Raw genomic sequence first — 25781 nt, 5'->3', positions numbered from 1 at the left:
AAAGCATAAAAAAAGGCCTGTATCTTGTTGGATACAGGCCTTTTTCGTGAATTTCTTTCGCTCAGCAGCCTGCCCCAACATGTGTCGTGTCGGTAATAATAATGGTCGTGGTCATTACTACTAGGCTGTTAGATGGCATAAATAAATATTCAACAATAATTGTGTTTGCTTAAGTCTACGTTTACCGAGTTTCCGAACCATAGTCAACAAAAAGTTGTTTGTTTTTCAGTCTTAAAGAGATTTCTACTGTTCAATGTCCTTGATATTTAGATGTAATTACAGACAGTTGCCTTTAAATAAATCTATCTCCCATTTTCCTACGTCACTTATCAACTCAATAAATTTAAATCATGGCTAATCTGATCTTTGCCATAAATCGTATCATCATACAATTAGAAATTGTTATGAAACTTATCGGCAGCTTAACTTTGATCAATGTGCATAAGATCGAATTATTTATAAAATAAGCAAACTAGCTTTCATATCCTATGCTTTAATTGTGAAGGTTTTTAACGCGTATTGATGTGGAAGTTGACACAAAGGAAGTTGACACAAGGAGTAGTGAATATGAAAAGAAGACTTCCTCTGCTGCTATTTGCTGTGTCTGGTGTTTGCCTCGCAAACGAGCTCCCTCTTCTTCCCGGAAAAGTAAGCTTTTCCCCTCATAAACTGTTTATATCCAGTGATAACCATCAGTTAGACAACTTTGATGTGTGGAATATAGATACGGGATATGCATATGAGCTTTTCGATTCTGTTGATGTCTATGTCGGTGCACGAATCAACAACGCCCCAACACAAAATCAAAGTGGTTTCCTCAGTGGAATAAATTATCATTTCAATGATCGTATCACTTTGAAAAGTAGCGTACGTTCTTACAAAGGTGCGACGTCTGAAGGGATTCGTCAAGAAGACAGTAGCCTCGCCGCTGAGGTATCGAGTCGCGTAAAAATTACCGATAAGTTAGATATTCACGCGACCTTAGATTATCAAGATTGGCAACAAGGTATTGAAGTCGGTTTAGGTTTCCGTTTTTAAAAATCCAACTTTTTTTTCGAAATTAACACCCCATTCCAGTCAGCATAAACGTAATGCTTAGGCTGCACGATTTGGTTCTGCATGGTCAGGGTCACATTCACATCTCCCATACCACGTTTCTCTGTTTTAAATGGACAAGTTCCAAGAGCCTGAATACCAATGTCCATTTGGCACATTTGCACCACATCACGCACCGCACCATAAACAATAATGCCTTCCCAACCATTCTCAATACCCAGTATAGCCAGTTGGTCACCAAGCAGCGCTTTCTGACACGACCCATGTCCATCGACAATTAAAACTTTACCAGTGCCATCCTCGCTTAGCACTTCACGTACTTTTGAGTTATCGTGATAGCAACGTACTGTGACAATCTCACCATAAAAAGCAGCGCGTTGACCAAAATTCTGTAAAGGCAAGCTTAGCAAGGTCACTTGGTTTTCAAATTGGTCACAAATATCGGGTGTTATGTCTCTCATATTTCCTCCGTGAATATTCTCCCCTAAGCAGCGCTCAGTGAGTGGTATCCTTCTAGACGAGTCGAGGCTTTATTGAGCCTAACTTGTGCATTAATTTGGGCTCAGAACAAGCAATTAGGTACAGTTCGTCATCAATAACATAATAAATCGCGTTTTGTTGAAAGCAATTCGCCAATCCAACCGCTGACTCCGGCGTGAGTTCTGCCGCAAAACTCTCTTCGTACCATGTAAAGCTGCGATTGCCGACCGTCACACGTGTGTAGTTCACATGTTGGAGCTGCTTTTCTAATGCTTGATTACTTATGCAGTTATCTTCTTTTGACCGCAAAATACTGTATGGGTTCCAAGCAGTTATCACTGCATAGCTCGAAGTGCTCCATTCTGCCTTAAAATCAAATAAAGCCTCCGAATAAGCATTCCATAACGATGCATCTATGTTTGTATTACTTTTTTCTACCATAACTCTTAAACGATTAATAACAGTTACATTTCATCAATTGATGTAAATCAACAAACTGAATGGAATTAACATTTGAGCATTGTTAGCATGCTGTTAACAATATAAAATCCGCTCCATACCCTAGGGTGTTTACTTTTCAGGCCCCCGTCAAAGGTAGGAAGTGAAAAGTAAACAAGCCCTTTAGAATAAACGTCGCCACTGGATACTGGTGAACCGGCAAAACTCCATGGAAGGCGGATAGCTGAAAGAAGTGTTTTTTTGATCAACTTGATTTATTATCAAAATCACATTACCTGTATGTTATATTTTTGCCTAGAATTTATTCTATTAGCACAATTTTGTCACAAATTTAGGTACCGCCAATGCAAACCCCGCAGATTCTTATCGTTGAAGATGAGCAAGTAACTCGTAACACTCTTAAGAGTATTTTTGAAGCAGAGGGATACGCTGTTTTTGAAGCCAGTGACGGTGAAGAGATGCACCAAGTGTTGTCTGACAACTCAGTCAACTTGGTTATTATGGACATTAACCTTCCAGGCAAGAATGGCCTCTTGTTGGCGCGTGAACTGCGCGAACAAGCGAACGTGGCTCTGATGTTCCTGACAGGGCGTGACAATGAGGTCGACAAGATCCTTGGTCTAGAGATTGGTGCTGATGACTACATCACGAAACCATTCAACCCACGTGAGCTAACTATTCGTGCGCGTAACTTGCTAAGCCGCTCGATGAGCTCTAATGCTGTACAAGAAGAAAAGCGCTCAGTAGAAAAATACGAATTCAATGGTTGGGTACTGGACATCAACAGCCGATCTCTTGTGAGCCCGTCAGGTGATAGCTACAAGCTTCCTCGTTCTGAATTTCGTGCTCTGCTGCACTTCTGCGAAAACCCGGGGAAAATTCAGACTCGTGCCGATCTGCTTAAGAAGATGACAGGCCGTGAGCTGAAACCACACGACCGTACTGTCGACGTAACTATCCGTCGTATTCGTAAACATTTCGAATCTGTATCAGGCACACCAGAAATCATCGCGACCATTCACGGTGAAGGTTACCGCTTCTGTGGCGATCTAGAAGATTAATTGACTCGCATACACGAAGGGCTTGCTCAATGAGCAAGCCCTTTTGTTTATTTACCTTGGCAGTAAGCTAGTAAACCTTATTTATCTTCACGTATTTTTCCACTAGCCAACGCTGCTTTCCTGCATCATCTAAAAGAACGGCGATATCAACAAATTTCTCTGCGTCTGCGTCAATTTCAGACGTGAACGCCACTTCCCATTGATTCTCACTGTGGGTGCGAGTCTCTAATGATTCTCCGCTCACCAGCCACTTTACATCACCTTGCTTAATAACGAGCGCTTCAGCGGTAAGGTTAGCTGGTAGCTGTTGGTTCCCCTCAAGGTAAAGCGCTCCCTGAATACTTTGTTCTTGAGCCTCACCGACTGCTGGCATTAGGTTCACCCAAAGGTTGCTCTTAAGTTCAATATTTACTTGGTTAATCGTAATCTGGCTATTTTGTTGCCAATTCACGTTAGGAATGGAACTACAGCCTGCTATCAAAAAAGCCATAACCAAGACCATTGGTGCAATTATTTTCATGTTATTTCCTTTGTTCCAACCAACATTTGAGTACTTGAATATCGTTCTGGTATTCATTTTTAATCTCTTCAACCCAATCTGAAATATTTTCCCACCACGCTGGCATCTCTGGAGACTGAGCCTTTTGCGCAACACTTTGGATACGCTTTAGACCAATCGAACCAGCCGCTCCTTTAATTTTATGCGCTTCAGAAACAACGCCATCTTTATCTTTGGCCATCATGTTTGAGTCTAGGACTTCAATATAATCGGGCATCATGTCTTCAAACATTTTAATGCTCTCATAAACTGGCTTCGCGCCAACGATGTCTACGTACGACTCTAACATATCCAGATCAAGCAAATGTGTCTCAATCACTGGAGATGGCGTCGCCTCTTTCGCCACGCCTGAAGCCAAGATTGGCTCAGTTTGGTCGACTTTATGGGCGAAAAACTTATTAATTACCGACTGAATAGCATTGACCGCGAGCGGCTTACTAATCGCATCATCCATGCCACTATCCAAATATTCACGGCGGTCTTTCATCACATTCGCCGTTAATGCGACTAATGGTGGTAAGTTGTCATAGTGTTCAAGATAGTACTTCGCAACATCAAAACCTGTCATATCTGGCAGCTGGATATCTAACAGTACTAAATCATATTTTTCTGGCACAAAATTAACCAGCGCCTCCTTACCCGTCATCGCCACTGTCACCGAGTGACCTAAGCTCTCAAGTAAAGATTTCGCCACGGTAACGTTCAGCTCAATATCCTCAACCATAAAAATGTTTAAATGGAGACTCTCTCGTTGCGCAGCTATCACGGGTTCCTCTAATTCGACAACTGGCACATGAATCGACACCGTAAAAGTACTACCAAATCCTTCTTCACTGACGACCGTTATATCCCCATCCATCATATTCATTAGCTGCTTTGATACTGCCAGACCGATCCCCGTGCCAACAGCATGAAGGTTATCTTTGCCCGACTTGACCTGATAATACATCGCGAAGATTTTATCGAGTTCCTCTTCAGGAATACCAATGCCCGTGTCTTCAACTTCCATCACTATGGTCGCAAATTCATCTTCAACTTCAGCGCTAACTGTCATCACAACGCCACCTTCTTTGGTGAATTTCATCGCATTACTGACTAAGTTCCAGATTACCTGACGTAAACGAGTAGCATCGACTTCAATGGCTTTTGGTAATTCACTCAGACGCTCTAAGTCAAAGCGAAGTCCCTTTTGTTGTGCCATCAGCGCCGATATGCTTTCAATTTCGGCAACGAAGTCTTCAAAGTTCAATGGCGCTGGTAGCAACTCCAACTTACGACGGTCAAATTTATCCATATCGATAATATCGTTAAAGATGTTACCCAACGTAATAGCACTCACATTGATGGTTTGCATGTGCTTGCGCTGCTCTTTTGTTAATGGGCTATCGAGAAGCATTCGGCTTAAACCCACAATCCCATTAAGCGGGGTACGAAGTTCATGACTAATGGTAGAAATAAAGGTGGTTTTGTCACGGCTGGCCTTTTCCAACGATTCTTGATGACGCTTACGCTCAGTAATGTCACGACCGAAGCCAACAAGACCCAAGTGTCGGCCATCTTTGCTATAAAATGGAACCTTGCGCAACTCAAAGTAATGTTTACGACCATCTGGATATTCTAGCCATTGCTCATAAGTGATGGCTTGATTATCAGCAAAGACTTTTTGGTCGGTATTAACGATGCTTTCAGCGATTTCTTTGCTATAAACATCCCATGGGCTTAAACCGACTAACTGGTGCTCTTTCTTACCAGTTAACTCTTCCATTGCACGGTTACATCCCGAGAACACGCCATCAGCATTGCGGTAGTAAATTAAGTCGGGTGAAGCATCAATAAATGAACGTAATAAAGCTGTGCGCTCAGCCAGCTCCAATTGGGTTCGCTCACGCTGAAAGACCTCATTTTCGAGATCTTGCATTGCTTCTTCACGGGCGGCTTGGGCTTTAATGCGCTCTTCAATTTCTTGATTAAGCTTTTCGATATTCTGTTGCAGTTGGTAATTTAGCTCCTGGTCGCGTGAGCGCATGTCTTTGAGCTTAGACACCAGCTTAGTCAAACGTTGACGTGACTCCTCTAATTGATCAACAACAACGGAAAGAAAATACACCGCCCAAGGCGTGATCAACAGACCAAAAAATACCGAACGGACGATATCAATATCATCCACTCGCCCCTTCAATGCCAAAGTAATCCCTACTTGCACCACAACGGCCAACGCCACCAACGCAAGAGCGAGCAAAATAGAAAAACGGACAATCCCCAGCTTGACTAGCAGGTCAACATAATACTGAGCGAGATTTTTCATGGGTTTCATTAACGACTCCATGGTACTGGCTAGACATCGCCCTTTGGTGATGAGAAATGGGCAGGCATATTCGGCCTAAGGCAATTTAGGTCGATTTGATTAGTAACAACGCGCACTACAAGCCGTGCTGACGATAAGAGACCGCAAGCAAAAACACAGGCTCTAGCCAGTTTAACGTGTTTAATACGGCAATTTAAACAACCAGCGATCAACTTAGAGCAAGCGGTCACAAAGCGTTAGCAATATACCTCCAAATACCGTCACTAGGAGAGGACACACTTTCATTTACACACTCTTGCTCTCAACCTTTTCGAACCGATCAGGGATTTATTGAGTGAGCGGCTATTAATTCGGGCTTGGTATAGATAAAAGTATTTCCGGTTAAGCTCCCTTGAGCACCATAAATATTGAGCACGCGCCCGATTTCAGTCATACCTAACCAACGGTTTTCGCACCATAGCGGAGCCAATAATGTTGGTCGACGCGCGGCAGATGATACCCGATGATAAACCACTTCTGGTGGCGTTAGACGAATAAGCTCACTCGCGATTGTGACGTACTCCTCTAACTCAGGTGCTTCTAATTTACCTGCTCGCCACGCTTTTGCCATGGTACTACCTTCTACGATATGTAAGCCATGAAGCTTGATCCCATCGGTTCCTACTTCTAACACTTTTTGTAACGTCTCGATGTTATTGTCACGAGTCTCTTTCGGCAACCCAACAATCAGATGCGTACATACTTTAATGCCTAGCGCACGCGCACGTTTAGTGATCTCAGCGTAACATTCGAAATCATGACCACGATTAATACGCTTAAGTGTGCGGTTGTTTGCGGTTTGCAGGCCAAGCTCAAGCCAGATCTCGTAACCTTGACGGACGTAATTAGACAATAAGTCCAGCACGGCATCAGGCACACAGTCAGGACGAGTCCCCACACATAAGCCAACGATGTCGACCGCTTTAAGTGCTTCTTCATACATATTCTTAAGCACCTGGACCTCAGCATAAGTACTGGTGTAAGCCTGAAAATACGCCAGATACCTCTTCGCTCGGTCGACTTCCCCCGCACGATCTTTCAATTGATCATGAATGCTTTTTACTTGGACTTCTTCATCCGCAAACGAAGCTACGTTACAAAATGTACAGCCACCGCGACCAATCGTTCCATCACGGTTTGGGCAGCTAAACCCGCCGTGTAACGTTAATTTATGTACTTTTTCACCGTATCGGCGTTGAAGATCTTGGCCTAGTGTATTGACCAACTCGTGTAACTGCATAAACCCTCACAATTGCGAACCATAATCAACCTCATTACGGTCATGTAAACAAATTACATCCCTGCAAGAAAAAACAAGCAATATTAATCAATTCAAACAAAACCCAAGTAGGTCAAAATCAATAAACTTGCATAAATACAAACAAAAAGCCGTAAATCTGCGCCAGTGTTAAACATGAAATTGCATAATTAGACGAAAAAATTGGGTTACAACAGCGACTTTTTCGTTGCATTCCAAAGTAACAAAATTGTAGGATACTTACACAACCCTGTGCATTTTGTGATTTTTATTACAAAGCACACAGCGGGATTTGTCGGTGTTATTCCACTCCTACCTATATAAATCACTACAGAGTGGCATTAAATAAAGGGATATCACCAAGGATTGTTTTTCTCGCAATATTTTTCCTGCGAGATACGGAAAGGAATCAAGACTGGTCAACCTAGACTGGTGGCGATAATAAATATAAAGGACAAGACGTAATCAATTTGCTAGGCGGCGTTTGTCTGCCCGGTATTTTTGCGTCGACATTGAATTGGAAGGATGTATCTATGGTAAATAGAGAGCAAAATTCACAGGGTCTATATACTCCTGAACTGGAGCATGACGCTTGTGGAATCGGTTTTGTTGCTCACCTTAAAAACCGTAAATCTCATGACGTAGTGACCCAAGCGTTAGACATGCTGGCACGAATGGAACACCGTGGTGGTCAAGGTTGTGACCCATGCAGCGGTGATGGTGCAGGTATCTTGCTACAAAAACCTCATGAATTCCTATTAGAAGAAGCCGTTAAGCTCGGTATTAAACTGCCTTGTTTCGAAAAGTATGGTGTGGGTGTCGTTCTATTCCCAAAAGATGAATACAAACGCGCACAGTGTCGTGACATTCTAGAGCGTAATGCCAAACGCTTAGATCTTGAAGTGATCGGCTATCGCGTAATGCCAACCGATAACTCGATGATTGGTGCCGATCCACTCAGCACTGAACCTCAGTTTGAGCACGTGTTTATCTCTGGTGGTCCAGGCATCACACCAGAAGAGCTTGAACGAAAACTGTATGTTCTTCGTAACTACACGGTACGGGTTTGTCTAGAAAGCATTTCGAACATTGGTGACGACTTCTACATAAACTCAATGTCATACAAGACATTGGTGTACAAAGGTCAGTTAACGACAGAACAAGTTCCTCAATATTTCTTGGACCTGCAAAACCCAACCATGGTGACTGCGCTGGCACTGGTGCACTCGCGCTTTTCAACCAATACCTTCCCGAAATGGCGCCTTGCACAGCCTTTCCGTTACATCGCTCACAACGGTGAAATCAACACTGTTCGCGGTAACCTGAACTGGATGAAAGCTCGTGAAGCGATTATCGAATCCGATCTGTTCACTCAGGCAGAGATCGACATGCTGCTTCCAATTTGTCAGGAAAACAGTTCAGATTCATCCAACTTCGATATGGCACTTGAGCTCCTAGTTCTCTCTGGTCGCAGCCTGCCACACGCTCTGATGATGATGATCCCGGAAGCATGGCAAGAAAACAAAACTATGGATCCGAAACGCCGTGCATTCTATCAGTACCATGCGAATGTAATGGAACCATGGGATGGCCCAGCATCGGTCTGTTTTACTGACGGTGTTCAAGTCGGTGCGACTCTAGATCGTAATGGCCTTCGCCCTTCTCGCTACACAGTGACCAAAGATAACTTCCTTGTGATGGCATCAGAATCAGGCGTGGTGAACATCAAACCTGAAAACGTAGAATTCCGTGGCCGCCTGCAACCAGGTCGTATTTTCGTGGCGGATCTAGAACAAGGTCGGATCGTTTCTGATGAAGAAGTAAAAGACACCATCGCGACAGCGCAACCTTACGAGAAATGGGTAGAAGAAAATCTACTCAGCCTGAAAAAATTACCAGATGCGAGCAACCAATTCAGCCAACCTAATCCAAAACATCTTTTGTATCGCCAGCAAGCGTTTGGTGTCAGCACCGAAGAAGTGAACGAAATCATCGTTCCAATGGCGAATGACGGCAAAGAACCACTGTCTGCAATGGGTGCCGACTGGCCACTCGCGGTGCTTTCTCACCAATCTCAGCATCTTTCAAACTACTTTAAGCAGCTGTTTGCGCAGGTCACCAACCCGCCGATAGACCCGATCCGTGAGCGCATGGTAATGTCGCTCAACACCTATTTAGGTAAAGATCAAAATCTGCTGGCTGAAACCCCGCTTCACTGTCAAAAGGTAGAGCTGGAATCACCAGTCCTTGCTAACTCTGAACTTGAGAAACTGCGTGCGATCGATAACGAACATCTCCAAGCGAAAACGCTCGATATCGTATTCCAAGCCAGCGAAGAGCAAGGCAAGCTAGAGCGTGCACTAAAACGTATCTGTCAATACGCAGAAGACGCGGTGATCGATGGTTACTCAATCATCTTATTGACTGACCGTGCCGTGAACTCAAATCATGCGGCGATCCCTGCAATGCTTGCTGTTGGTGCCGTTCACCACCACTTGATCCGTAAAGGGCTACGTGCGAAGTGTGACATTGTGGTTGAAACCGCTGACGCACGCGAAACGCACCACTTTGCAACGCTTATTGGTTATGGTGCCAACGCGGTTAACCCTTACCTAGTGATCGAAACCATCATTGAGCTGCAACGCACGAAGAAGTTGGATCCAGAAGCAAGCCCGCGCGATCTATTCAATAACTACCGTAACGCCATCAATGGTGGTCTATTGAAGATCTTCTCGAAGATGGGCATCTCAACCCTGCAGTCTTACCATGGTGCGCAAATCTTCGAAGCGTTGGGTATCCACAAATCAGTGGTAGACAAGTACTTCACGGGGACGGTTTCTCGTATTCAGGGTCTGACGTTAGATGACATCGCGAAAGAAGTGTTGGTTCGTCATCGCATCGGTTATCCGCAACGCGAAATCCCAATTCAAATGCTGGATGTCGGCGGTGTTTACCAGTGGAAACAACGTGGTGAAAAGCATCTATTCAATCCAGAAACCATTTCTCTACTGCAAGAATCAACGCGTAACAAGAACTATGAGCAGTTCAAACAATACGCAACCGCGGTAGATAAACAAGGTGATAACGCGGTTACGCTGCGCAGCCAATTGGCATTCATCAAAAACCCTGCCGGTTCTATCTCTATTGATGAAGTTGAACCAATCGAAAGCATCGTCAAACGCTTTGCGACGGGCGCAATGTCATTCGGCTCTATCTCTTACGAAGCGCACTCCACACTGGCTGTTGCGATGAACCGCCTCGGCGCAAAATCGAATTCTGGTGAAGGTGGTGAAGACCCAATGCGTTTCGAACGCAAAGACAACGGTGATTGGGAACGCTCAGCTATCAAGCAGGTGGCTTCAGGCCGTTTCGGCGTCACCTCCTATTACCTGACTAACGCAGATGAGCTGCAAATCAAAATGGCTCAAGGTGCGAAGCCAGGTGAAGGTGGTCAGCTACCGGGTGACAAAGTGGATGACTGGATCGGTGCAACCCGTCACTCGACTCCGGGGGTCGGGCTGATCTCACCACCGCCACACCACGATATCTACTCCATCGAAGATTTGGCTCAGCTGATCTACGACTTGAAGAACGCGAACCGCGCGGGTCGCGTGAACGTGAAACTGGTATCGGAAGCCGGCGTAGGTACTATCGCGTCTGGTGTAGCGAAAGCCAAAGCGGACGTGGTGCTTATCGCAGGTTTCGACGGCGGTACGGGAGCCTCGCCAATGTCTTCAATCCGCCACACCGGTCTTCCTTGGGAGCTCGGCTTGGCAGAAACCCACCAAACGCTACTGAAAAACGGGCTACGTAACCGTATCGTGGTTCAAGCAGATGGTCAGATGAAGACACCTCGCGACCTTGCAGTCGCAACATTACTGGGCGCAGAAGAATGGGGCGTAGCAACCGCAGCATTGGTGGTTGAAGGTTGTATCATGATGCGTAAGTGTCATAAGAATACCTGTCCTGTGGGTATCGCGACTCAGAACAAGACACTTCGCGAGCGCTTTGATGGTCGCGTAGAAGACGTGGTCACCTTCTTCCAATACATGGCGCAAGGTCTGCGTGAAATCATGGCAGAACTGGGCTTTCGCACTATCGATGAGATGGTCGGTCAAGGTCAGAAGTTGAAGATTCGCCAAGATATCTCTCATTGGAAGTACAAAAATCTCGATCTGTCTCCTGTTCTACACGTTGAACAGCCACGTGAGTCAGACGGTATCCATAACCAAACGCAACAGAACCACAATCTGGAATCGGTGCTTGACCGTAAATTGATTCAAGCCGCCATTCCTGCACTCGAGAAAGGCGAAGCGGTGAATGCCGAATTCCCTATCGTTAACACGGATCGCTCTGCGGGTACCATGCTGTCAAACGAAATTTCAAAAGTGTACAAAGATGCCGGTCTGCCTCAACCAATGAACGTGAAGTTCAAAGGTTCTGCGGGTCAGTCATTCGGCGCATTCCTAGCTAAGGGCGTGAAGTTCGAAGTGGAAGGCGATGCGAACGACTACTGGGGGAAAGGTCTGTCGGGCGGCACGTTAGTGCTCTACCCAGACGCGAAATCAAGCATTGTCGCAGAAGATAACATCGTAGTGGGTAACGTATGTTTCTATGGGGCAACCTCGGGGGAGTCTTTCATTCGCGGTATGGCTGGTGAACGTTTCTGTGTTCGTAACTCAGGCGCAAAAGTGGTGGTAGAAGGTGTCGGTGACCACGGTTGTGAATACATGACTGGCGGTGCAGCGATCATCCTTGGTTCAACCGGTCGTAACTTTGCCGCAGGTATGAGTGGCGGTGTCGCTTACGTGTGGGATAAGTCAGGCGACTTTGAGTCGAAACTGAACCCAGAGCTAGTAGACCTAGACCCTATCGAGCAAGAAGACAAAGCTCTATTACTCGGCATGCTAACTAAGCATGTTCAATTCACAGGAAGTGAAGTCGCTCAGTCTTTCCTAGACAACTTTGAAGCAAGCCTCGCCTCTATGGTTAAGGTGATGCCGCGTGACTACAAAGCGGTTCTTCAACAACGTCAGGCTGAAGCGCAGTCTCAAGGAAACGAAACTCAAGCGGAGGCAGTGTAATGGGTAAGCCTACTGGATTTTTAGAACATGGTCGTGAACTACCACAGAAGATCGACCCAGCTGAACGTATCAAGAACAACAAAGAGTTCGTTCTGAACGAGGAGTTTGGTAACAAAATCAACACTCAAGCTTCTCGCTGTATGGACTGTGGCGTACCGTTTTGTCATAGCGGTTGTCCTATCGGTAACATCATCCCTGAGTTTAACGATGCCGTCTATCGTGATAGCTGGGAAGAAGCCTGGAACATTCTAAGCTCAACCAATAACTTCCCTGAGTTTACTGGTCGTGTGTGCCCAGCACCATGTGAAACCTCTTGTGTGCTTGGCATTAACCAAGACCCAATCACCATCTGTAATATCGAGAAAACCATCGTGGAAACGGCGTACCGTGAAGGATACGCCAAGCCAAAAACGCCACGTTCTCGCACTGGTAAAACAGTGGCGATCATTGGATCTGGCCCTGCTGGTCTATCTGCTGCTGAGCAGCTAAACAGCGCAGGCCATACCGTGACGGTATTCGAGCGTGACGAGAAAGTCGGTGGCCTGCTGCGTTTTGGTATTCCAGACTTTAAACTGAGCATGGAAGTGATTGACCGTAAGCTCAATCTAATGGCTGAAGCAGGGATCGAGTTTAAGGTTAACCAACACATCGGTGTAGATGTAAACGCACAACAACTTCGTCAGGAGTACGATGTCGTTCTGTTAACAGGTGGCTCGACCGTTCCGCGCGATTTACCCGTTTCGGGGCGCGAGCTAAAAGGCGTTCATTTCGCAATGGAATTCCTAGGTCAAAACAACCGACGTGCCAACAACATGGACCTGAAAACGGAAGAGATTCACGCAAAAGGTAAACATGTGGTTGTCATTGGTGGTGGTGATACAGGCTCAGACTGTGTAGGCACATCAAACCGTCACGGCGCGAAGAGCATTACTCAAGTAGAGATCATGCCCATTCCGCCAGAGAAACGTCCAGCGAATATGCCTTGGCCACAATATCCAATGATCATGCGCACTTCGACTTCTCACGAAGAAGGAGTGGACCGTCATTGGAATATTCTGACTAAGGAATTCATCGGCAACGATAAAGGCGAAGTCACTGGCCTACGCATTTCAGACATCGTCTGGGAAGAGGCAAAACGAGGCGAGCGTCCAAGCTTCAAAGAAGTCGAAGGCAGCGAACGAGTCATCCCATGTGATATGGCATTCCTCGCAATGGGCTTTCTACACCCAGAGCCAAGCGGTGTATTGGCTCAACTGGATATTGCTTTGGATGATCGCGGTAACGTGGCAACTCAAGATTTCGCCACCAACCAAGAAGGCGTATTTGCTGCCGGTGACATGCGTACTGGCCAGTCTCTGGTTGTGCGTTGTATCAATGAAGGCCGTGAATGTGCTCGTACTATCGATGATTACTTAATGAGTGGTACAAACTTAGAAGCGAAAGCAGACTCATTGATGCTTTCTGCATAAAGGGAAGTACTCGCACTCCCTCTTTTCGAGTCATAACCCAGCCATCAGTACTATCGATGGCTGAGGTTGAGAAAAGAAAACAATTCCTTCCAACCTTTCTATTTTGACCAGCATTTTATGCTGGTCTTTTTTATTTCCCACAGAGTCAAACGTTACTTTTTTGTAACGTTAAATTCTCTATTAATTTTAAATAACTGAACTATTTCAGATATTTAAATGGAAAATACCATATTCACGTGATGATCTACTAATAACTTGACCTTTTTTACAACAAGCTATAGCTTGTAAGGCTGATGAAAATAAAACACACTAAATTTGTTAAATATTTCACAGTATTTATTGAATAAATAGACATAAAGCTATAAAGGTGATGCATAGTCAGTCATCACGATCAACGTAAGCAGTGTTGATATACCTGTCTGAAAGACAGGTAAGCAAAGGGAGAATTGCAATGGCTCTTTATGATCCAAGTCTTGAGAAAGACAACTGTGGATTTGGCTTGATCGCGCATATGGAAGGCGAACAAAGTCACAAGCTGGTTCGTACAGCAATTTCTGCACTTGACCGAATGACTCACCGAGGTGGTATCGCCGCCGATGGTAAAACCGGTGATGGTTGTGGTCTTCTGTTACAAAAACCCGACTCTTACTTACGCCTCGTCGCGGAAGAGAATGGTTTTAACCTTGGCAAGCAATACGCCGTGGGAATGATTTTTTTCAGCCAAGATCCGGTGAAAGCTCAATTCGCTAAAGATATCGTCAATAAAGAGCTCGCCCAAGAAACCTTAACAGTTGCAGGCTGGCGCGAAGTGCCCACCAATTCTGAAATGCTCGGCCCCATAGCTACCGACTCACTTCCCAATATTCAACAAGTGTTTATTTCTGCCCCCGCAGGATGGCGAGAGCGAGATATCGAACGCCGTCTGTATATTGCTCGTCGTCGTATCGAGAAACAGATCACTGAAGATCCAGATTTCTACATCTGTAGTTTGTCGACTCAAGTGCTGGTGTACAAAGGCCTTTGTATGCCAGCCGATTTACCACGTTTTTATCTCGATCTTGCTGATTTGCGCATGGAGTCAGCGATATGCTTGTTCCACCAGCGCTTTTCCACCAACACGCAACCGCGTTGGCCATTAGCACAACCGTTTCGTTACCTTGCACACAATGGTGAGATCAACACCATCGAAGGCAATCGCCAATGGGCACGTGCACGAGCTTATAAGTTCTCATCTCCATTGCTGCCTGACCTACAAACCGCCGCACCATTTGTCAACGAGACTGGCTCAGATTCTTCAAGCCTAGACAACATGCTGGATCTATTCTTGGCAGGGGGGATGGATATCTTCCGTGCGATGCGCATGCTTGTGCCACCAGCGTGGCAAAACCATCCGGATATGGATCCGGATCTTCGCGCGTTTTATGATTTCAACTCCAAGCACATGGAACCATGGGATGGCCCTGCTGGGATCGTCCTGTCCGACGGTCGTTATGCAGCATGCAACCTAGACCGAAATGGCCTTCGCCCTGCTCGCTATGTAATAACCAAAGACAGATTGATCACCCTAGCATCAGAGATCGGCATTTGGAATTACGCTCCAGATGAAGTCGCAGAAAAGGGGCGTGTCGGCCCAGGTGAACTCCTCGTTATTGATACGCGCAAAGGCAAACTTTGGCAATCGAGTGAAATCGATAACGACCTCAAATCTCGTCATCCCTATCGCGAGTGGATGGAAAATAACGTCCACAAACTGACTCCATTTGCTCAGCTTCCAGAAGAGCAAGTCGGTGAGCGTAGCTTTGATGCTAATTTGCTCAAGACTTATCAAAAACAATTTGCAATGACGAACGAAGAAGTTGACCAAATCTTACGCGTGCTCGGTGAAATGGGTCAAGAAGCCGTTGGTTCTATGGGTGACGATACTCCAATGGCAGTACTCTCTTCAAAAGAGCGCTTGGTGACTGACTACTTCCGCCAGAAGTTCGCGCAGGTAACCAATCCACCGATCGACCCACTGCGTGAAAAACACGTGATGTCACTGGTGACCAGTATCGGTAAGGAAATGAATGTCTTCTGTGAGACGGACGGACACGCACACCGCGTGACCTTCGATTCACCCGTGCTACTTTATTCGGATATGCAGCAACTGCTTGAACTTGGCGACGATCATTATCGTAATACCATTCTCGATATCAATTACGATCCGCAAGAAAAAGATCTCAAGCAGGCCATTAATGAACTGTGTGAACAAGCCGAGCAAGTGGTACGTGAAGGCACTGTTTTAGTCGTTCTTTCCGATCGTGCGTTAGTGAAAGGCAAACTGCCCATTCCCGCAGCCATGGCCGTGGGTGCAGTGCAAACTCGATTGCTCAATGCCAACCTTCGTTGTGATACCAATATTGTGGTCGAAACTGCCACCGTACGTGATCCACATCAATTTGCGGTACTACTTGGCTTCGGGGCAACCGCCGTATATCCATACCTTGCTTATGAAGCACTAGGTAAACTGATTGACGACGGCGCACTAGAGAAAGCATATCGAGAGGTGATGCAGAACTATCAGCATGGCATCAACAAAGGCTTGTACAAAATCATGTCAAAGATGGGCATTTCAACCATCGCCTCTTACCGCTGCTCACAATTGTTTGAGGCGGTTGGCTTAAATCAAGAAGTCGTTGATCTCTGCTTTAAAGGCGTGACGACCCGCATTCAAGGAGCAAATTTTGAAGATTTCCAACAAGACCTGACCAATCTATCGCGTAAAGCATGGGCGAAACGTAAGTCCATTGAACACGGTGGCTTGCTAAAATATGTCCACGACGGCGAGTACCATGCTTATAATCCCGATGTGGTTGGAACACTGCAACAAGCTGTAAAATCGGGTGAACATAGTGACTACCAAAGTTTTGCTAAGCAGGTAAACCAACGACCAGTGGCAATGCTGCGTGACTTAATGTCATTGAAAAAGTCTGATTCGCCGCGACCACTAGAGAGCGTTGAGCCAAAAAACGAGCTGTTTAAACGTTTCGACTCCGCCGCTATGTCGATTGGTGCTTTAAGCCCTGAAGCGCACGAAGCACTGGCAATTGCAATGAACCGTCTCGGTGGCTACTCAAACTCAGGCGAAGGTGGTGAAGACCCGCGTCGTTTTGGTACTGAGCGTAACTCCCGAATTAAGCAGATCGCTTCTGGTCGATTTGGCGTAACTCCGCATTACTTGACGAATGCCGACGTTCTGCAGATCAAAGTCGCGCAAGGAGCAAAACCCGGCGAAGGCGGTCAGCTACCTGGCCATAAAGTAACGGCTGAAATCGCGAAACTGCGTTACTCGGTTCAAGGGGTAACACTGATCTCCCCTCCTCCACACCACGATATTTATTCGATTGAGGATTTAGCTCAACTGATCTTCGATTTGAAACAAGTCAATCCCAATGCATTGGTATCGGTGAAGCTGGTATCTGAACCGGGGGTGGGCACCATCGCAACAGGGGTAGCAAAAGCGTATGCCGATCTGATCACTATCTCTGGTTACGATGGGGGAACGGCCGCAAGCCCACTGACATCCGTAAAATACGCGGGTAGCCCGTGGGAGTTAGGTCTTGCCGAAACCCAGCAAGCACTGGTATCCAATGGTCTGCGTCACAAGATCCGCTTGCAAGTCGATGGGGGGTTAAAAACCGGTTTAGATGTGGTTAAAGCCGCAATTTTGGGGGCGGAGAGCTTTGGCTTTGGTACCGCCCCAATGGTAGCGATGGGCTGTAAGTATCTACGAATTTGTCACCTCAACAACTGCGCCACAGGCGTTGCAACTCAAGATGAAACATTACGTAAAGAGTACTTCAAAGGTCTGCCTGAAATGGTCGTAAACTACTTTACGGGGCTTGCAGAAGAAGTGCGAGGCTTACTTGCGGAACTTGGTGTTGAGAAACTCACTGACTTAATCGGCCGCACTGACTTACTAGAAACGATGGAAGGTTTTACTGCCAAGCAAACTAAGCTCGACCTGTCTAATATTTTAGAAGCCACTGTTTCAGCCCAAGAGCTCCCTTTGTTTTGGACAGAACCAAATACACCATTTGATAAAGCCGAGCTTAACCAAAAGATAGTAGAAGATGCCATACATGCTATAGAGAACAGCCAGTCAACAAGCTTGTTCTACAATGTGATCAATACCGATCGCTCAATAGGGGCTCGACTATCAGGTGAAATAGCCAAGCGCTATGGTAACCAAGGTTTAGCAGCAAATCCTATTAAGATTCACTTAGATGGTACCGCAGGACAATCCTTTGGAGTTTGGAATGCCGGTGGTGTTGAACTGTACCTCACTGGCGATGCGAATGACTACGTGGGAAAAGGTATGGCTGGCGGTAAGATTGCCATCAAACCTCACCTAGGGACGGCATTCAAATGTAATGATGCAACCATCATAGGTAACACCTGTTTGTATGGCGCCACTGGCGGCAAGCTGTTTGCTGCTGGTAAAGCTGGTGAACGTTTTGGGGTACGTAACTCAGGTACCATCGCGGTTATCGAAGGTGCAGGCGACAACGCGTGTGAATACATGACAGGTGGTATTGTCGCGATCTTAGGTGCCACCGGCGTGAACTTTGGTGCTGGTATGACTGGAGGTTTTGCCTATGTGCTTGATGAAAACCAAAGCTTTGAAGGTCGAGTCAACAACGAATCCGTTGAAGCTATCTCACTGTCTGATCTTTATATCCATCAAGAGCACTTGCGCGGCTTAATTGCAGAGCATTTAGAAGAGACAGGCTCTAGCCACGCAGAAAGTATTTTAGCGAACTTTGATGAATGGATTCCGAAGTTCTATTTGGTTAAGCCGCAAGCTGCAGACTTAAATACGCTGCTTGGTCACCAGAGCCGCAGCGCCGCTGAACTGCGCGTTCAAGCCCAATAAATCATGGAGGATGTTTGAATCATGAGCCAGAACGTTTATCAATTTATCGATGTTCAACGCGTAGACCCGGCGAAAAAGCCCATTACAGTTCGTAAAATTGAGTTTGTAGAAATTTACGAACCATTCACTAAACAACAAGCCACCGCTCAGGCGGACCGTTGCTTAGATTGTGGTAACCCATACTGTGAATGGAAGTGTCCCGTACATAACTACATCCCTCAGTGGCTCAAACTTGCCAATGAAGGACGTATTATTGAAGCGGCAGAGTTATCGCATCAAACCAACAGCTTGCCTGAAGTATGTGGCCGAGTGTGTCCACAAGACCGTTTATGTGAGGGGTCGTGTACACTCAATGATGACTTCGGCGCCGTCACTATCGGTAATATCGAAAAGTATATTACCGATAAAGCCTTCGAAATGGGCTGGAAGCCAGACATGTCTATGGTGGAATGGACGGATAAAAAAGTGGCCATTATTGGTGCTGGCCCAGCAGGTTTAGCTGCCGCGGACATTTTAGTCCGAAATGGCGTAAAAGCCGTTGTTTTCGACCGCTATCCTGAAATTGGCGGGCTGTTAACCTTTGGCATTCCTTCTTTCAAACTGGAAAAAGGTGTCATGGAAAACCGCCGCCGCGTCTTTACTGAGATGGGGGTTGATTTCCGTATGAATATTGAAGTCGGTAAAGATGTACCAATGCAAGATCTTATCGATGAGTACGACGCCGTATTCTTAGGCGTTGGCACCTACAAATACATGCGGGCTAATTTAGAAAATGAAAGCGCACCGGGTGTGTATGACGCGCTGCCATTTTTGGTTTCAAATGCCTACAAAGTAATGGAACTCGAAGGCAACCAACCGTTTATCGACATGGCAGCTAAAAAAGTAGTTGTGCTTGGTGGCGGTGATACCGCGATGGATTGTGTACGAACCTCTATCCGTCAAGGTGCATCCAACGTCATTTGTGCCTACCGCCGCGATGAAGTCAACATGCCAGGTTCGCGCCGAGAAGTAAAAAACGCGAAAGAGGAAGGTGTACAATTTATGTTTAACCTTCAACCACTTGGTATTGAGATCGACACTTACGGTAACGTATCTGGCGTTAAAGTTGTGAAAACAGCACTGGGCGAACCGGATGAGGCTGGCCGCCGCCGCCCAGAGCCAGTAGCCGGAAGCGAACACATATTAGCTGCAGATGTTGTCATCATGGCGTTCGGTTTCCAACCTCATCAAATGGATTGGTTAACTCCATACAATGTTGAGCTTGATCAGTGGGGACGAATTCAAGCCCCTCACAATCAAGAGTTTCAGTATCAAACTAGCAATAAAAAGATCTTCGCAGGTGGTGATGCGGTCCGAGGGTCAGATCTCGTGGTGACCGCCATTGATGAAGGCCGAAAAGCCGCCGAAGGCATCCTCGATTACCTCGAAGTGTAAAAACTCCCATGTTAAAAAGGGTCTGAATATAGGATCCTTTTTTCTTTTATTACATATCATTATACCCAAGTGACTTTAAGCTTTGTATTCAAAGTTGAACCACTATCTTGAGGTTATTTAGGTATAAATTCCTCCAATAAGGAATAAACATGATGAAAAATACAGCTCTCCTTTCCATTACTTTGCTCAGCTTAACCGCATGTAGCCAAGGAGTTACCACCATGCCAGATCGTACTCAATCTCCGTGCAGTGATAAACCCAACTGCGTTTCAACTCAAGATCCAAGAGACGAGCATCACCTAGAAGCCTTTATGCTCACTGAATCCGCAACCTTAGATAAGATAGAGCAAGCTGCGCTCACGCTACCAGGAGCAAAAACCGCAATCAAAGAAGATGATTATCTACGCGTCGAATGCACATCGAAAATCATGCGCTTTGTGGATGATCTCGAATTAAAGATCTCGGGAGAGCAACTTATCGTACGCTCAGAATCACGCCTAGGTTATTCTGATTTTGGCGTAAATCGAAAACGCGCAGAACAATTACGAGAAAAGCTCACTCAAGCCGAGCTCATCAAATAGAAAACTGGTAACTGGGAGTGCTATACTCTCCGCCGACTAAAATATTTACCCAAAGAGAGTGTTATGAAAGTTGGTATTATCGGTGCGATGGAACAAGAAGTGGCCATCCTGAAAGAATCAATAGCAAATTGCCAAACCGTCAATAAAGCGGGTTGTACGTTTTTCTCTGGTCAAATTAACGATGTTGATGTCGTACTGTTGCAATCAGGCATCGGTAAAGTGGCGGCGGCTGTGGGCACCACTATCCTTTTAAATGAATACCAACCAGATGTTATTATTAACACGGGCTCTGCAGGTGGCTTTGACTCAAGCTTAAATCTAGGTGACGTGGTTATCTCAACGGAAGTTCGTCATCACGATGCAGACGTGACGGCATTCGGTTATGAAATAGGCCAAATGGCAGGTCAACCAGCGGCATTCAAAGCCGATGAAAAACTGATGAATCTAGCAGAAAAAGCGCTAGCTCAAATGGACAACACCCACGCGGTTCGTGGCCTGATTTGTACCGGTGATGCATTCGTGTGCACTGCCGAACGCCAAGCGTTTATTCGTGAGCACTTCCCATCGGTTATCGCGGTAGAAATGGAAGCCTCTGCAATTGCGCAAACTTGCCATCAGTTCAACACGCCGTTTGTTGTTGTACGTGCAATTTCTGACGTAGCAGATAAAGAATCACCAATGAGCTTTGATGAGTTTTTACCGCTTGCAGCGAAAAGCTCTTCGAAAATGGTGGTCAAGATGTTGGAATTGATTAAGTAAATCCAATCATTCATGGAAGTCATTTTTCAGCAATTTTATGCTAATGGTGCGCTCCTCATTATGTGGGGCGCGTTGTTATTTCATCTCATCCTTCCCATTCCCCGCTCAGCACATCCGGTCACAATATGGCGCAAGTTGGCAGAGCAACTGGCTGAAAAAGTAAACAATAACCACAGTTACTCACAGAGCCTGACTTCCGGCAGTCTTGCATTAGGCTTGATGTTATTGCCTTGCTGGATCTTGCTGATGACAGTGGAGCCATTCGTTTGGCAAGTGCCTTTATACGAACTAGTGCTATTGATCATTGCTTTGGACTGGCGCAACAGCGAAGCTTTAACAAAACAACTCGTCACAAGTCTGTCGAGAGAAGATAAAGCTCAATGCCGACAATTACTAACACCATACCTCAATCGCGACACGGACAGCCTCTCGATCATCGGCATAGGTAAAGCGGGCTCAGAAGCTCTGATTATGGGATACAGCCGCAACGTAATAGGTGTGCTATTTTGGTACGCACTAACTGGTGGTATTGGTGCGTTAATGTATCGACTAACAACAGAATTAGCCCGAGTGTGGTCACCTAGCCGACGCCAATATTTGCCCTTTGGTAAACCTGCGGTTCAACTGGTTGCCGCTCTGGATATTATTCCACTTCGTCTCTTTGCCATACTTTTAGCTGTAGGAAAGAACGTAAGCAATGTGCTTTCTGGAGTGCAGCAACAAGCGAAGTCTTGGCCACTACCTGGACCTGCCTGGGTGTTGTGTACCATCGGACACAAACTACAACTCTCTTTATGCGGCCCAGCTATCTATCAAGGTATACGTGCGGAACGCGCAAAAATCGGTGGACGCATTGCGCCATCGGCTATTCACCTTTCGCAAATACATACACTGCTCGTTTGGCGAGTCTTCGTTTGGATAGCTATCCAAAGTCTGCTTTTAGGGATGATTTATCAAGGATTATGATGAACAAACTCTGTTTCACCTTTGCGCTGTTGTTGTCCTCAACGGCCCTAGCGCAGAAGCCTGCTCAACGCATTGTGAGCTTAGCGCCTCACGCCACTGAAATTGCTTTTGCGGCAGGTCTAGGGAACAAGTTAATCGCGGTAAGTGAAATGAGTGATTATCCAGAGCAAGCGAAGCAACTCGAAAGAGTGTCCAATTATCAAGGCATCAAATTGGAGCGTATTATCGCACTTCAACCTGACTTGGTTATTGCTTGGCCGACAGTAACCCCCGCAAAAGAGCTGGAAAAACTTACGCAATTCGACATTCCTATTTATTACTCCAACACAGGCTCACTGGAGGATATCGCCAACAACATTGAACAATTGAGTCAATTCAGCGAAAAGCCACAAATAGGCCAAAAAGCAGCTACAGCATTTAGAGCACAACTGGCTGAGCTCAAAGTGAAATATAACACCGAAGATAAAGTACTTTATTTTTACCAACTGAGCGAAAAGCCTATCATCACTGTCGCAGGGAAAAACTGGCCAAGCGAAGTATTTACCTTTTGTGGCGGCGAAAACATTTTCGCCACCGCGAGTGCTCCCTACCCTCAAGTGAGCATCGAGCAAGTGATCACTCGTCAGCCAGAAGTCATTTTCACTTCACGTCACGCAATGGGTAACAATGATATGTGGTCTGAATGGCGTGATGATCTTCCCGCTCTCAAGAACAAACATGCTTTGCCTCTCAACTCGGACTGGATCAATCGCCCGACGCCAAGAACACTTAATGCAATCAGCGAAGTGTGTGAACACTTTAAAAAGGTCCGCCAAAAACGCTAACGTTTTTATGATAAATACCGTACAATTTCTGCCCGTTTTTTCTCACACAGTTTAAAAGGTGCCAAGTAACATGGACTCCATGCTGCTTTATATGATCGACTTGTTTGGTACCGCTATTTTCGCCGTCTCTGGCGTTTTACTTGCGGGCCGACTGAAAATGGATCCCTTCGGCGTTATCGTGCTCGGCAGCGTTACGGCTATTGGTGGTGGTACGATCCGAGATATGGCACTTGGTGCCACTCCCGTATTCTGGATAACAGATACCACTTACCTGTGGGTGATTTTTGTCACTTGCCTGTTGACGATGCTCATTGTTCGACGACCTAAACGACTTTCTTGGTGGATTTTACCCGTCTGCGACGCCATCGGCCTCGCTGCGTTTGTTGGTATTGGTGTAGAAAAAGCACTCGCTTACAATGCATCAGGCATGGTGGCAGTCATCATGGGGGTGATCACTGGTTGTGGCGGAGGGATCATACGCGATGTACTCGCCAGAGAAATTCCAATGGTATTGAGAAGTGAGGTGTACGCCACCGCATGTATTATTGGCGGTATCTGCCATACCATGGCGGTTAATATCGGTTTTGATCACTCGATAGCATTACTCTCCGGTGTTATTTCAACGCTCGTGATTCGGCTTGGCGCGATTCGTTGGCACTTGTCGCTGCCCATCTTTGCCATCAATCGATAACCCACTCTCCCCATCAATTGATTCAACATCGCCGAGCTGCTCCTCGGTGATGTTGATATGCGAATCCTTCCTTAGCGTCTCTCCAAAAACTCAGTTATATTGGGCAACGATTCCCAATATTCATGGATAGATATGTTACTAGAAGGCATCGAAACACTCTTAGTTCTGAGCAAAGAAAAGACCATGAGTCGTACAGGTAGTCAGCTCTATATTAGTCAATCCGCAGTGAGTAAACGCATTGCGAACTTAGAAAAGAAACTCGGTAAGAAATTAATTGAACCGAATGGTCGACATATAAAATTGACATCGGACGCTCTTGCCCTCATCAATACGATCGAACCAACATTCAATGAGCTTAGAGGTCAGATTCACGATCAACAGGAATTAGAAGATACTTCTTTGATCAAAATGGATTGCTCTGAAACCTTAGTTGCTGGGTATCTTAGCGTCATCATGGAAGAACGTTTCACTCAAGACCAATACTTGCGGATATCAACGAATCACACCCCACGTATCATCGAGAACGTCAAATCAGGTAAAGCCACTCTCGGCTTTTGTGCGGGATATTTACCACCTCATCACGGTTTAATGAGCTTTCATCTCGCCGATGAACCTTTTTCAATTATTAGTCGGCACTCACTGCGTTGGTTGCCTAAAGCCATTTTGACCAATGATTTGAGTAATCCAGCCAATACCTACCAACAAGCGATCCTGTCTAAATACGGTGTTGAACCTTTGATGGAAATGGACTCCTACACTGCCGCTGCACAGCTTGCTTTAGGCGGTATGGCACCTGCTCTGATACCAAAATCCATTGTAAAAACACTCAATATCTCACCCGATTGCTGTTACCACTTTGCAGAACTCGACTCTTTAATTCGCCCAATACATCTCTGTTTGCGTCACAGTACACACCGCAATGAGCGAGTTAAAAGACTGATAGAATCCATTGCTGATGTTGTTGCCAAAGAAGTTTTGTCGCCATTAACATAGACATCATAATGACCAGAGGGCGAATCCACTTTTGCCCCTTAGTAACCACCACTTTGGCACCAAGTTGAGCACCAATAAAACCACCGACCGCCATCGTCAAACCAATTTCCCATACAGGAAGTCCCGCTAAGATAAAAAATAACAGGGCGGCGATATTGGAGGTGAAGTTGAGGATCTTAGTGCGAGCAGTCGCATCCACCAAGGAGAAGTGACCCAGCGCGACAAAGCAAACGGTAAAAATAGAACCAGTGCCGGGGCCAAAAAAACCATCATAAAACCCCACACTGCCCCCAATACACAGCGCAAATGTCGCTTCAGAAAGCTTAGGTTCTCCGTCGGTTTTTCTTGTTGTTGGTGCGAGTAAAAAATATAAGGAGATCGCAATCAGGAGAACGGGAATCAAACTAGTCAGTACACCAGCATCAATAACCTGTACGGCCTCTGCACCAATAGCCGCACCAATAAAAGTACACAATACGGCGATTCGCATTTCTTTGAGACTCACGATGCCATTGCGCACGAAATACAAGCTAGCAGAAAAGCTCCCAAATGAACTTTGTAACTTATTCGTTGCTAATGCCTGAGTCGGATTAAGACCCGTAGCCAATAGCGCTGGTAGCGTTAATAGTCCGCCGCCACCCGCCATCGCATCAATAAATCCAGCCGCCGTTGCAACCATGAATAGTGTCGCCAACATCTCGACTGTGATTTCCACTTACGCTTCCTTTTCAAAGAGCTACCAAAGAGAAATCAACGGTAGCACTTATCATCTCAAGCACAAAAGGAAAGTCGAGATATCAATCTATTCCATTTTTTCATCAAAGACGCTAAAACGTAAAAAAGCCCGC

19 protein-coding genes and 1 other annotated feature are annotated in these 25781 nt (G+C 45.9%); of the genes, 12 read left to right on the top strand and 7 right to left on the bottom strand.

What is annotated here, in order from left to right:
- Positions 1 to 6 precede the first annotated feature (6 nt).
- Positions 7 to 126 (bottom strand) — a sequence feature (Thr leader region).
- Positions 62 to 115, bottom strand: coding sequence for a hypothetical protein (locus AC3D28_RS14025; protein WP_229601119.1), 54 nt, complete (start codon positions 113 to 115; stop codon positions 62 to 64). It overlaps the preceding feature by 54 nt.
- A 441-nt stretch (positions 127 to 567) precedes the next feature.
- Here AC3D28_RS14025 and AC3D28_RS14020 point away from each other — a divergent pair.
- On the top strand, positions 568 to 1038 hold the full coding sequence (locus AC3D28_RS14020) for a ribonuclease regulator (protein WP_488535118.1): 471 nt from the start codon (positions 568 to 570) through the stop codon (positions 1036 to 1038).
- On the opposite strand, the gene AC3D28_RS14015 is transcribed toward AC3D28_RS14020, so the two are convergent.
- Together AC3D28_RS14015 and AC3D28_RS14010 are read right to left on the bottom strand one after the other, a co-directional pair.
- A complete protein-coding gene (locus tag AC3D28_RS14015; protein WP_488535117.1) occupies positions 1035 to 1517 on the bottom strand; it encodes a putative 4-hydroxy-4-methyl-2-oxoglutarate aldolase in 483 nt (160 codons plus the stop codon). The two genes, AC3D28_RS14020 and AC3D28_RS14015, sit on opposite strands and share 4 nt — an antisense overlap.
- A gap of 52 nt (positions 1518 to 1569) precedes the next feature.
- Complete coding sequence (locus AC3D28_RS14010) at positions 1570 to 1977, bottom strand: DUF3293 domain-containing protein (RefSeq protein WP_098416505.1); 408 nt, start codon at positions 1975 to 1977, stop codon at positions 1570 to 1572.
- Between the two features lie 362 nt (positions 1978 to 2339).
- Here AC3D28_RS14010 and arcA point away from each other — a divergent pair, with 362 nt between their 5' ends.
- On the top strand, positions 2340 to 3056 hold the full coding sequence (gene arcA / locus AC3D28_RS14005; protein ID WP_098416506.1) for a two-component system response regulator ArcA: 717 nt from the start codon (positions 2340 to 2342) through the stop codon (positions 3054 to 3056).
- A gap of 67 nt (positions 3057 to 3123) precedes the next feature.
- Here the strand turns inward: arcA and AC3D28_RS14000 are convergent, their stop codons facing one another.
- The 3 genes from AC3D28_RS14000 to mnmL all read right to left on the bottom strand — a co-directional run bounded on the left by AC3D28_RS14000 (position 3124) and on the right by mnmL (position 7199).
- Positions 3124 to 3576 (bottom strand): hypothetical protein, encoded by a 453-nt coding sequence (locus AC3D28_RS14000; RefSeq protein WP_488535116.1) that lies wholly within the window; start codon positions 3574 to 3576, stop codon positions 3124 to 3126.
- A gap of 1 nt (position 3577) precedes the next feature.
- Entirely contained in the window at positions 3578 to 5929 is a 2352-nt protein-coding gene (gene arcB, locus AC3D28_RS13995) for an aerobic respiration two-component sensor histidine kinase ArcB (protein WP_098416508.1), read from the bottom strand.
- A gap of 310 nt (positions 5930 to 6239) precedes the next feature.
- Positions 6240 to 7199 (bottom strand): tRNA modification radical SAM protein MnmL/YtqA, encoded by a 960-nt coding sequence (mnmL, locus tag AC3D28_RS13990; RefSeq protein WP_488535115.1) that lies wholly within the window; start codon positions 7197 to 7199, stop codon positions 6240 to 6242.
- A gap of 551 nt (positions 7200 to 7750) precedes the next feature.
- Here mnmL and gltB (AC3D28_RS13985) point away from each other — a divergent pair.
- From gltB (AC3D28_RS13985) to AC3D28_RS13940, 10 genes are all read left to right on the top strand, one after another.
- Positions 7751 to 12301 carry a glutamate synthase large subunit gene (gene gltB / locus AC3D28_RS13985; protein WP_488535114.1) on the top strand — a complete coding sequence of 1517 codons (4551 nt, stop codon included), beginning with the start codon at positions 7751 to 7753 and terminating at the stop codon, positions 12299 to 12301.
- Positions 12301 to 13770 (top strand): glutamate synthase subunit beta, encoded by a 1470-nt coding sequence (locus tag AC3D28_RS13980; RefSeq protein WP_098416511.1) that lies wholly within the window; start codon positions 12301 to 12303, stop codon positions 13768 to 13770. The genes gltB (AC3D28_RS13985) and AC3D28_RS13980 overlap by 1 nt, the downstream gene beginning before the upstream one ends.
- A 451-nt stretch (positions 13771 to 14221) precedes the next feature.
- Positions 14222 to 18685 (top strand): glutamate synthase large subunit, encoded by a 4464-nt coding sequence (gltB, locus tag AC3D28_RS13975; protein ID WP_488535113.1) that lies wholly within the window; start codon positions 14222 to 14224, stop codon positions 18683 to 18685.
- A gap of 21 nt (positions 18686 to 18706) precedes the next feature.
- Positions 18707 to 20119: an FAD-dependent oxidoreductase gene (locus AC3D28_RS13970; RefSeq protein ID WP_098416513.1), complete on the top strand. Its 1413-nt coding sequence runs from the start codon at positions 18707 to 18709 to the stop codon at positions 20117 to 20119.
- A gap of 152 nt (positions 20120 to 20271) precedes the next feature.
- On the top strand, positions 20272 to 20700 hold the full coding sequence (locus AC3D28_RS13965; RefSeq protein WP_488536097.1) for a DUF1499 domain-containing protein: 429 nt from the start codon (positions 20272 to 20274) through the stop codon (positions 20698 to 20700).
- Positions 20701 to 20763: 63 nt separating this feature from the next.
- A complete protein-coding gene (mtnN, locus tag AC3D28_RS13960; RefSeq protein ID WP_098416514.1) occupies positions 20764 to 21459 on the top strand; it encodes a 5'-methylthioadenosine/S-adenosylhomocysteine nucleosidase in 696 nt (231 codons plus the stop codon).
- A gap of 12 nt (positions 21460 to 21471) precedes the next feature.
- A complete protein-coding gene (locus AC3D28_RS13955; protein WP_488535112.1) occupies positions 21472 to 22425 on the top strand; it encodes a cobalamin biosynthesis family protein in 954 nt (317 codons plus the stop codon).
- Positions 22425 to 23249 carry a vitamin B12 ABC transporter substrate-binding protein BtuF gene (gene btuF / locus AC3D28_RS13950; protein ID WP_488536096.1) on the top strand — a complete coding sequence of 275 codons (825 nt, stop codon included), beginning with the start codon at positions 22425 to 22427 and terminating at the stop codon, positions 23247 to 23249. Before AC3D28_RS13955 ends, btuF begins: the two co-directional genes overlap by 1 nt.
- Before the next feature lie 70 nt (positions 23250 to 23319).
- Positions 23320 to 23940 carry a TRIC cation channel family protein gene (locus AC3D28_RS13945; protein WP_098416517.1) on the top strand — a complete coding sequence of 207 codons (621 nt, stop codon included), beginning with the start codon at positions 23320 to 23322 and terminating at the stop codon, positions 23938 to 23940.
- A gap of 132 nt (positions 23941 to 24072) precedes the next feature.
- On the top strand, positions 24073 to 24933 hold the full coding sequence (locus AC3D28_RS13940) for a LysR family transcriptional regulator (protein ID WP_488535111.1): 861 nt from the start codon (positions 24073 to 24075) through the stop codon (positions 24931 to 24933).
- Here AC3D28_RS13940 and AC3D28_RS13935 read toward each other — a convergent pair.
- Positions 24869 to 25648 carry a TSUP family transporter gene (locus AC3D28_RS13935; protein WP_098416519.1) on the bottom strand — a complete coding sequence of 260 codons (780 nt, stop codon included), beginning with the start codon at positions 25646 to 25648 and terminating at the stop codon, positions 24869 to 24871. The two genes, AC3D28_RS13940 and AC3D28_RS13935, sit on opposite strands and share 65 nt — an antisense overlap.
- Between the last annotated feature and the right edge of the window lie 133 nt (positions 25649 to 25781).

Source organism: Vibrio sp. TAP-3B, from assembly GCF_057784735.1.
The sequence above is the reverse complement of the archived record's forward strand: the minus strand, read 5'-3'. Positions and strand labels throughout refer to the sequence as shown.

What these genes read in the sequence shown, in the direction of transcription:
- AC3D28_RS14020 (WP_488535118.1), top strand. Translation starts at nt 568, where the DNA reads ATGAAAAGAAGACTTCCTCTGCTGCTATTTGCTGTGTCTGGTGTTTGC.
- AC3D28_RS14015 (WP_488535117.1), bottom strand. Translation starts at nt 1,517, where the DNA reads ATGAGAGACATAACACCCGATATTTGTGACCAATTTGAAAACCAAGTG.
- AC3D28_RS14010 (WP_098416505.1), bottom strand. Translation starts at nt 1,977, where the DNA reads ATGGTAGAAAAAAGTAATACAAACATAGATGCATCGTTATGGAATGCT.
- arcA (WP_098416506.1), top strand. Translation starts at nt 2,340, where the DNA reads ATGCAAACCCCGCAGATTCTTATCGTTGAAGATGAGCAAGTAACTCGT.
- AC3D28_RS14000 (WP_488535116.1), bottom strand. Translation starts at nt 3,576, where the DNA reads ATGAAAATAATTGCACCAATGGTCTTGGTTATGGCTTTTTTGATAGCA.
- arcB (WP_098416508.1), bottom strand. Translation starts at nt 5,929, where the DNA reads ATGAAACCCATGAAAAATCTCGCTCAGTATTATGTTGACCTGCTAGTC.
- mnmL (WP_488535115.1), bottom strand. Translation starts at nt 7,199, where the DNA reads ATGCAGTTACACGAGTTGGTCAATACACTAGGCCAAGATCTTCAACGC.
- gltB (WP_488535114.1), top strand. Translation starts at nt 7,751, where the DNA reads ATGGTAAATAGAGAGCAAAATTCACAGGGTCTATATACTCCTGAACTG.
- AC3D28_RS13980 (WP_098416511.1), top strand. Translation starts at nt 12,301, where the DNA reads ATGGGTAAGCCTACTGGATTTTTAGAACATGGTCGTGAACTACCACAG.
- gltB (WP_488535113.1), top strand. Translation starts at nt 14,222, where the DNA reads ATGGCTCTTTATGATCCAAGTCTTGAGAAAGACAACTGTGGATTTGGC.
- AC3D28_RS13970 (WP_098416513.1), top strand. Translation starts at nt 18,707, where the DNA reads ATGAGCCAGAACGTTTATCAATTTATCGATGTTCAACGCGTAGACCCG.
- AC3D28_RS13965 (WP_488536097.1), top strand. Translation starts at nt 20,272, where the DNA reads ATGAAAAATACAGCTCTCCTTTCCATTACTTTGCTCAGCTTAACCGCA.
- mtnN (WP_098416514.1), top strand. Translation starts at nt 20,764, where the DNA reads ATGAAAGTTGGTATTATCGGTGCGATGGAACAAGAAGTGGCCATCCTG.
- AC3D28_RS13955 (WP_488535112.1), top strand. Translation starts at nt 21,472, where the DNA reads ATGGAAGTCATTTTTCAGCAATTTTATGCTAATGGTGCGCTCCTCATT.
- btuF (WP_488536096.1), top strand. Translation starts at nt 22,425, where the DNA reads ATGAACAAACTCTGTTTCACCTTTGCGCTGTTGTTGTCCTCAACGGCC.
- AC3D28_RS13945 (WP_098416517.1), top strand. Translation starts at nt 23,320, where the DNA reads ATGGACTCCATGCTGCTTTATATGATCGACTTGTTTGGTACCGCTATT.
- AC3D28_RS13940 (WP_488535111.1), top strand. Translation starts at nt 24,073, where the DNA reads ATGTTACTAGAAGGCATCGAAACACTCTTAGTTCTGAGCAAAGAAAAG.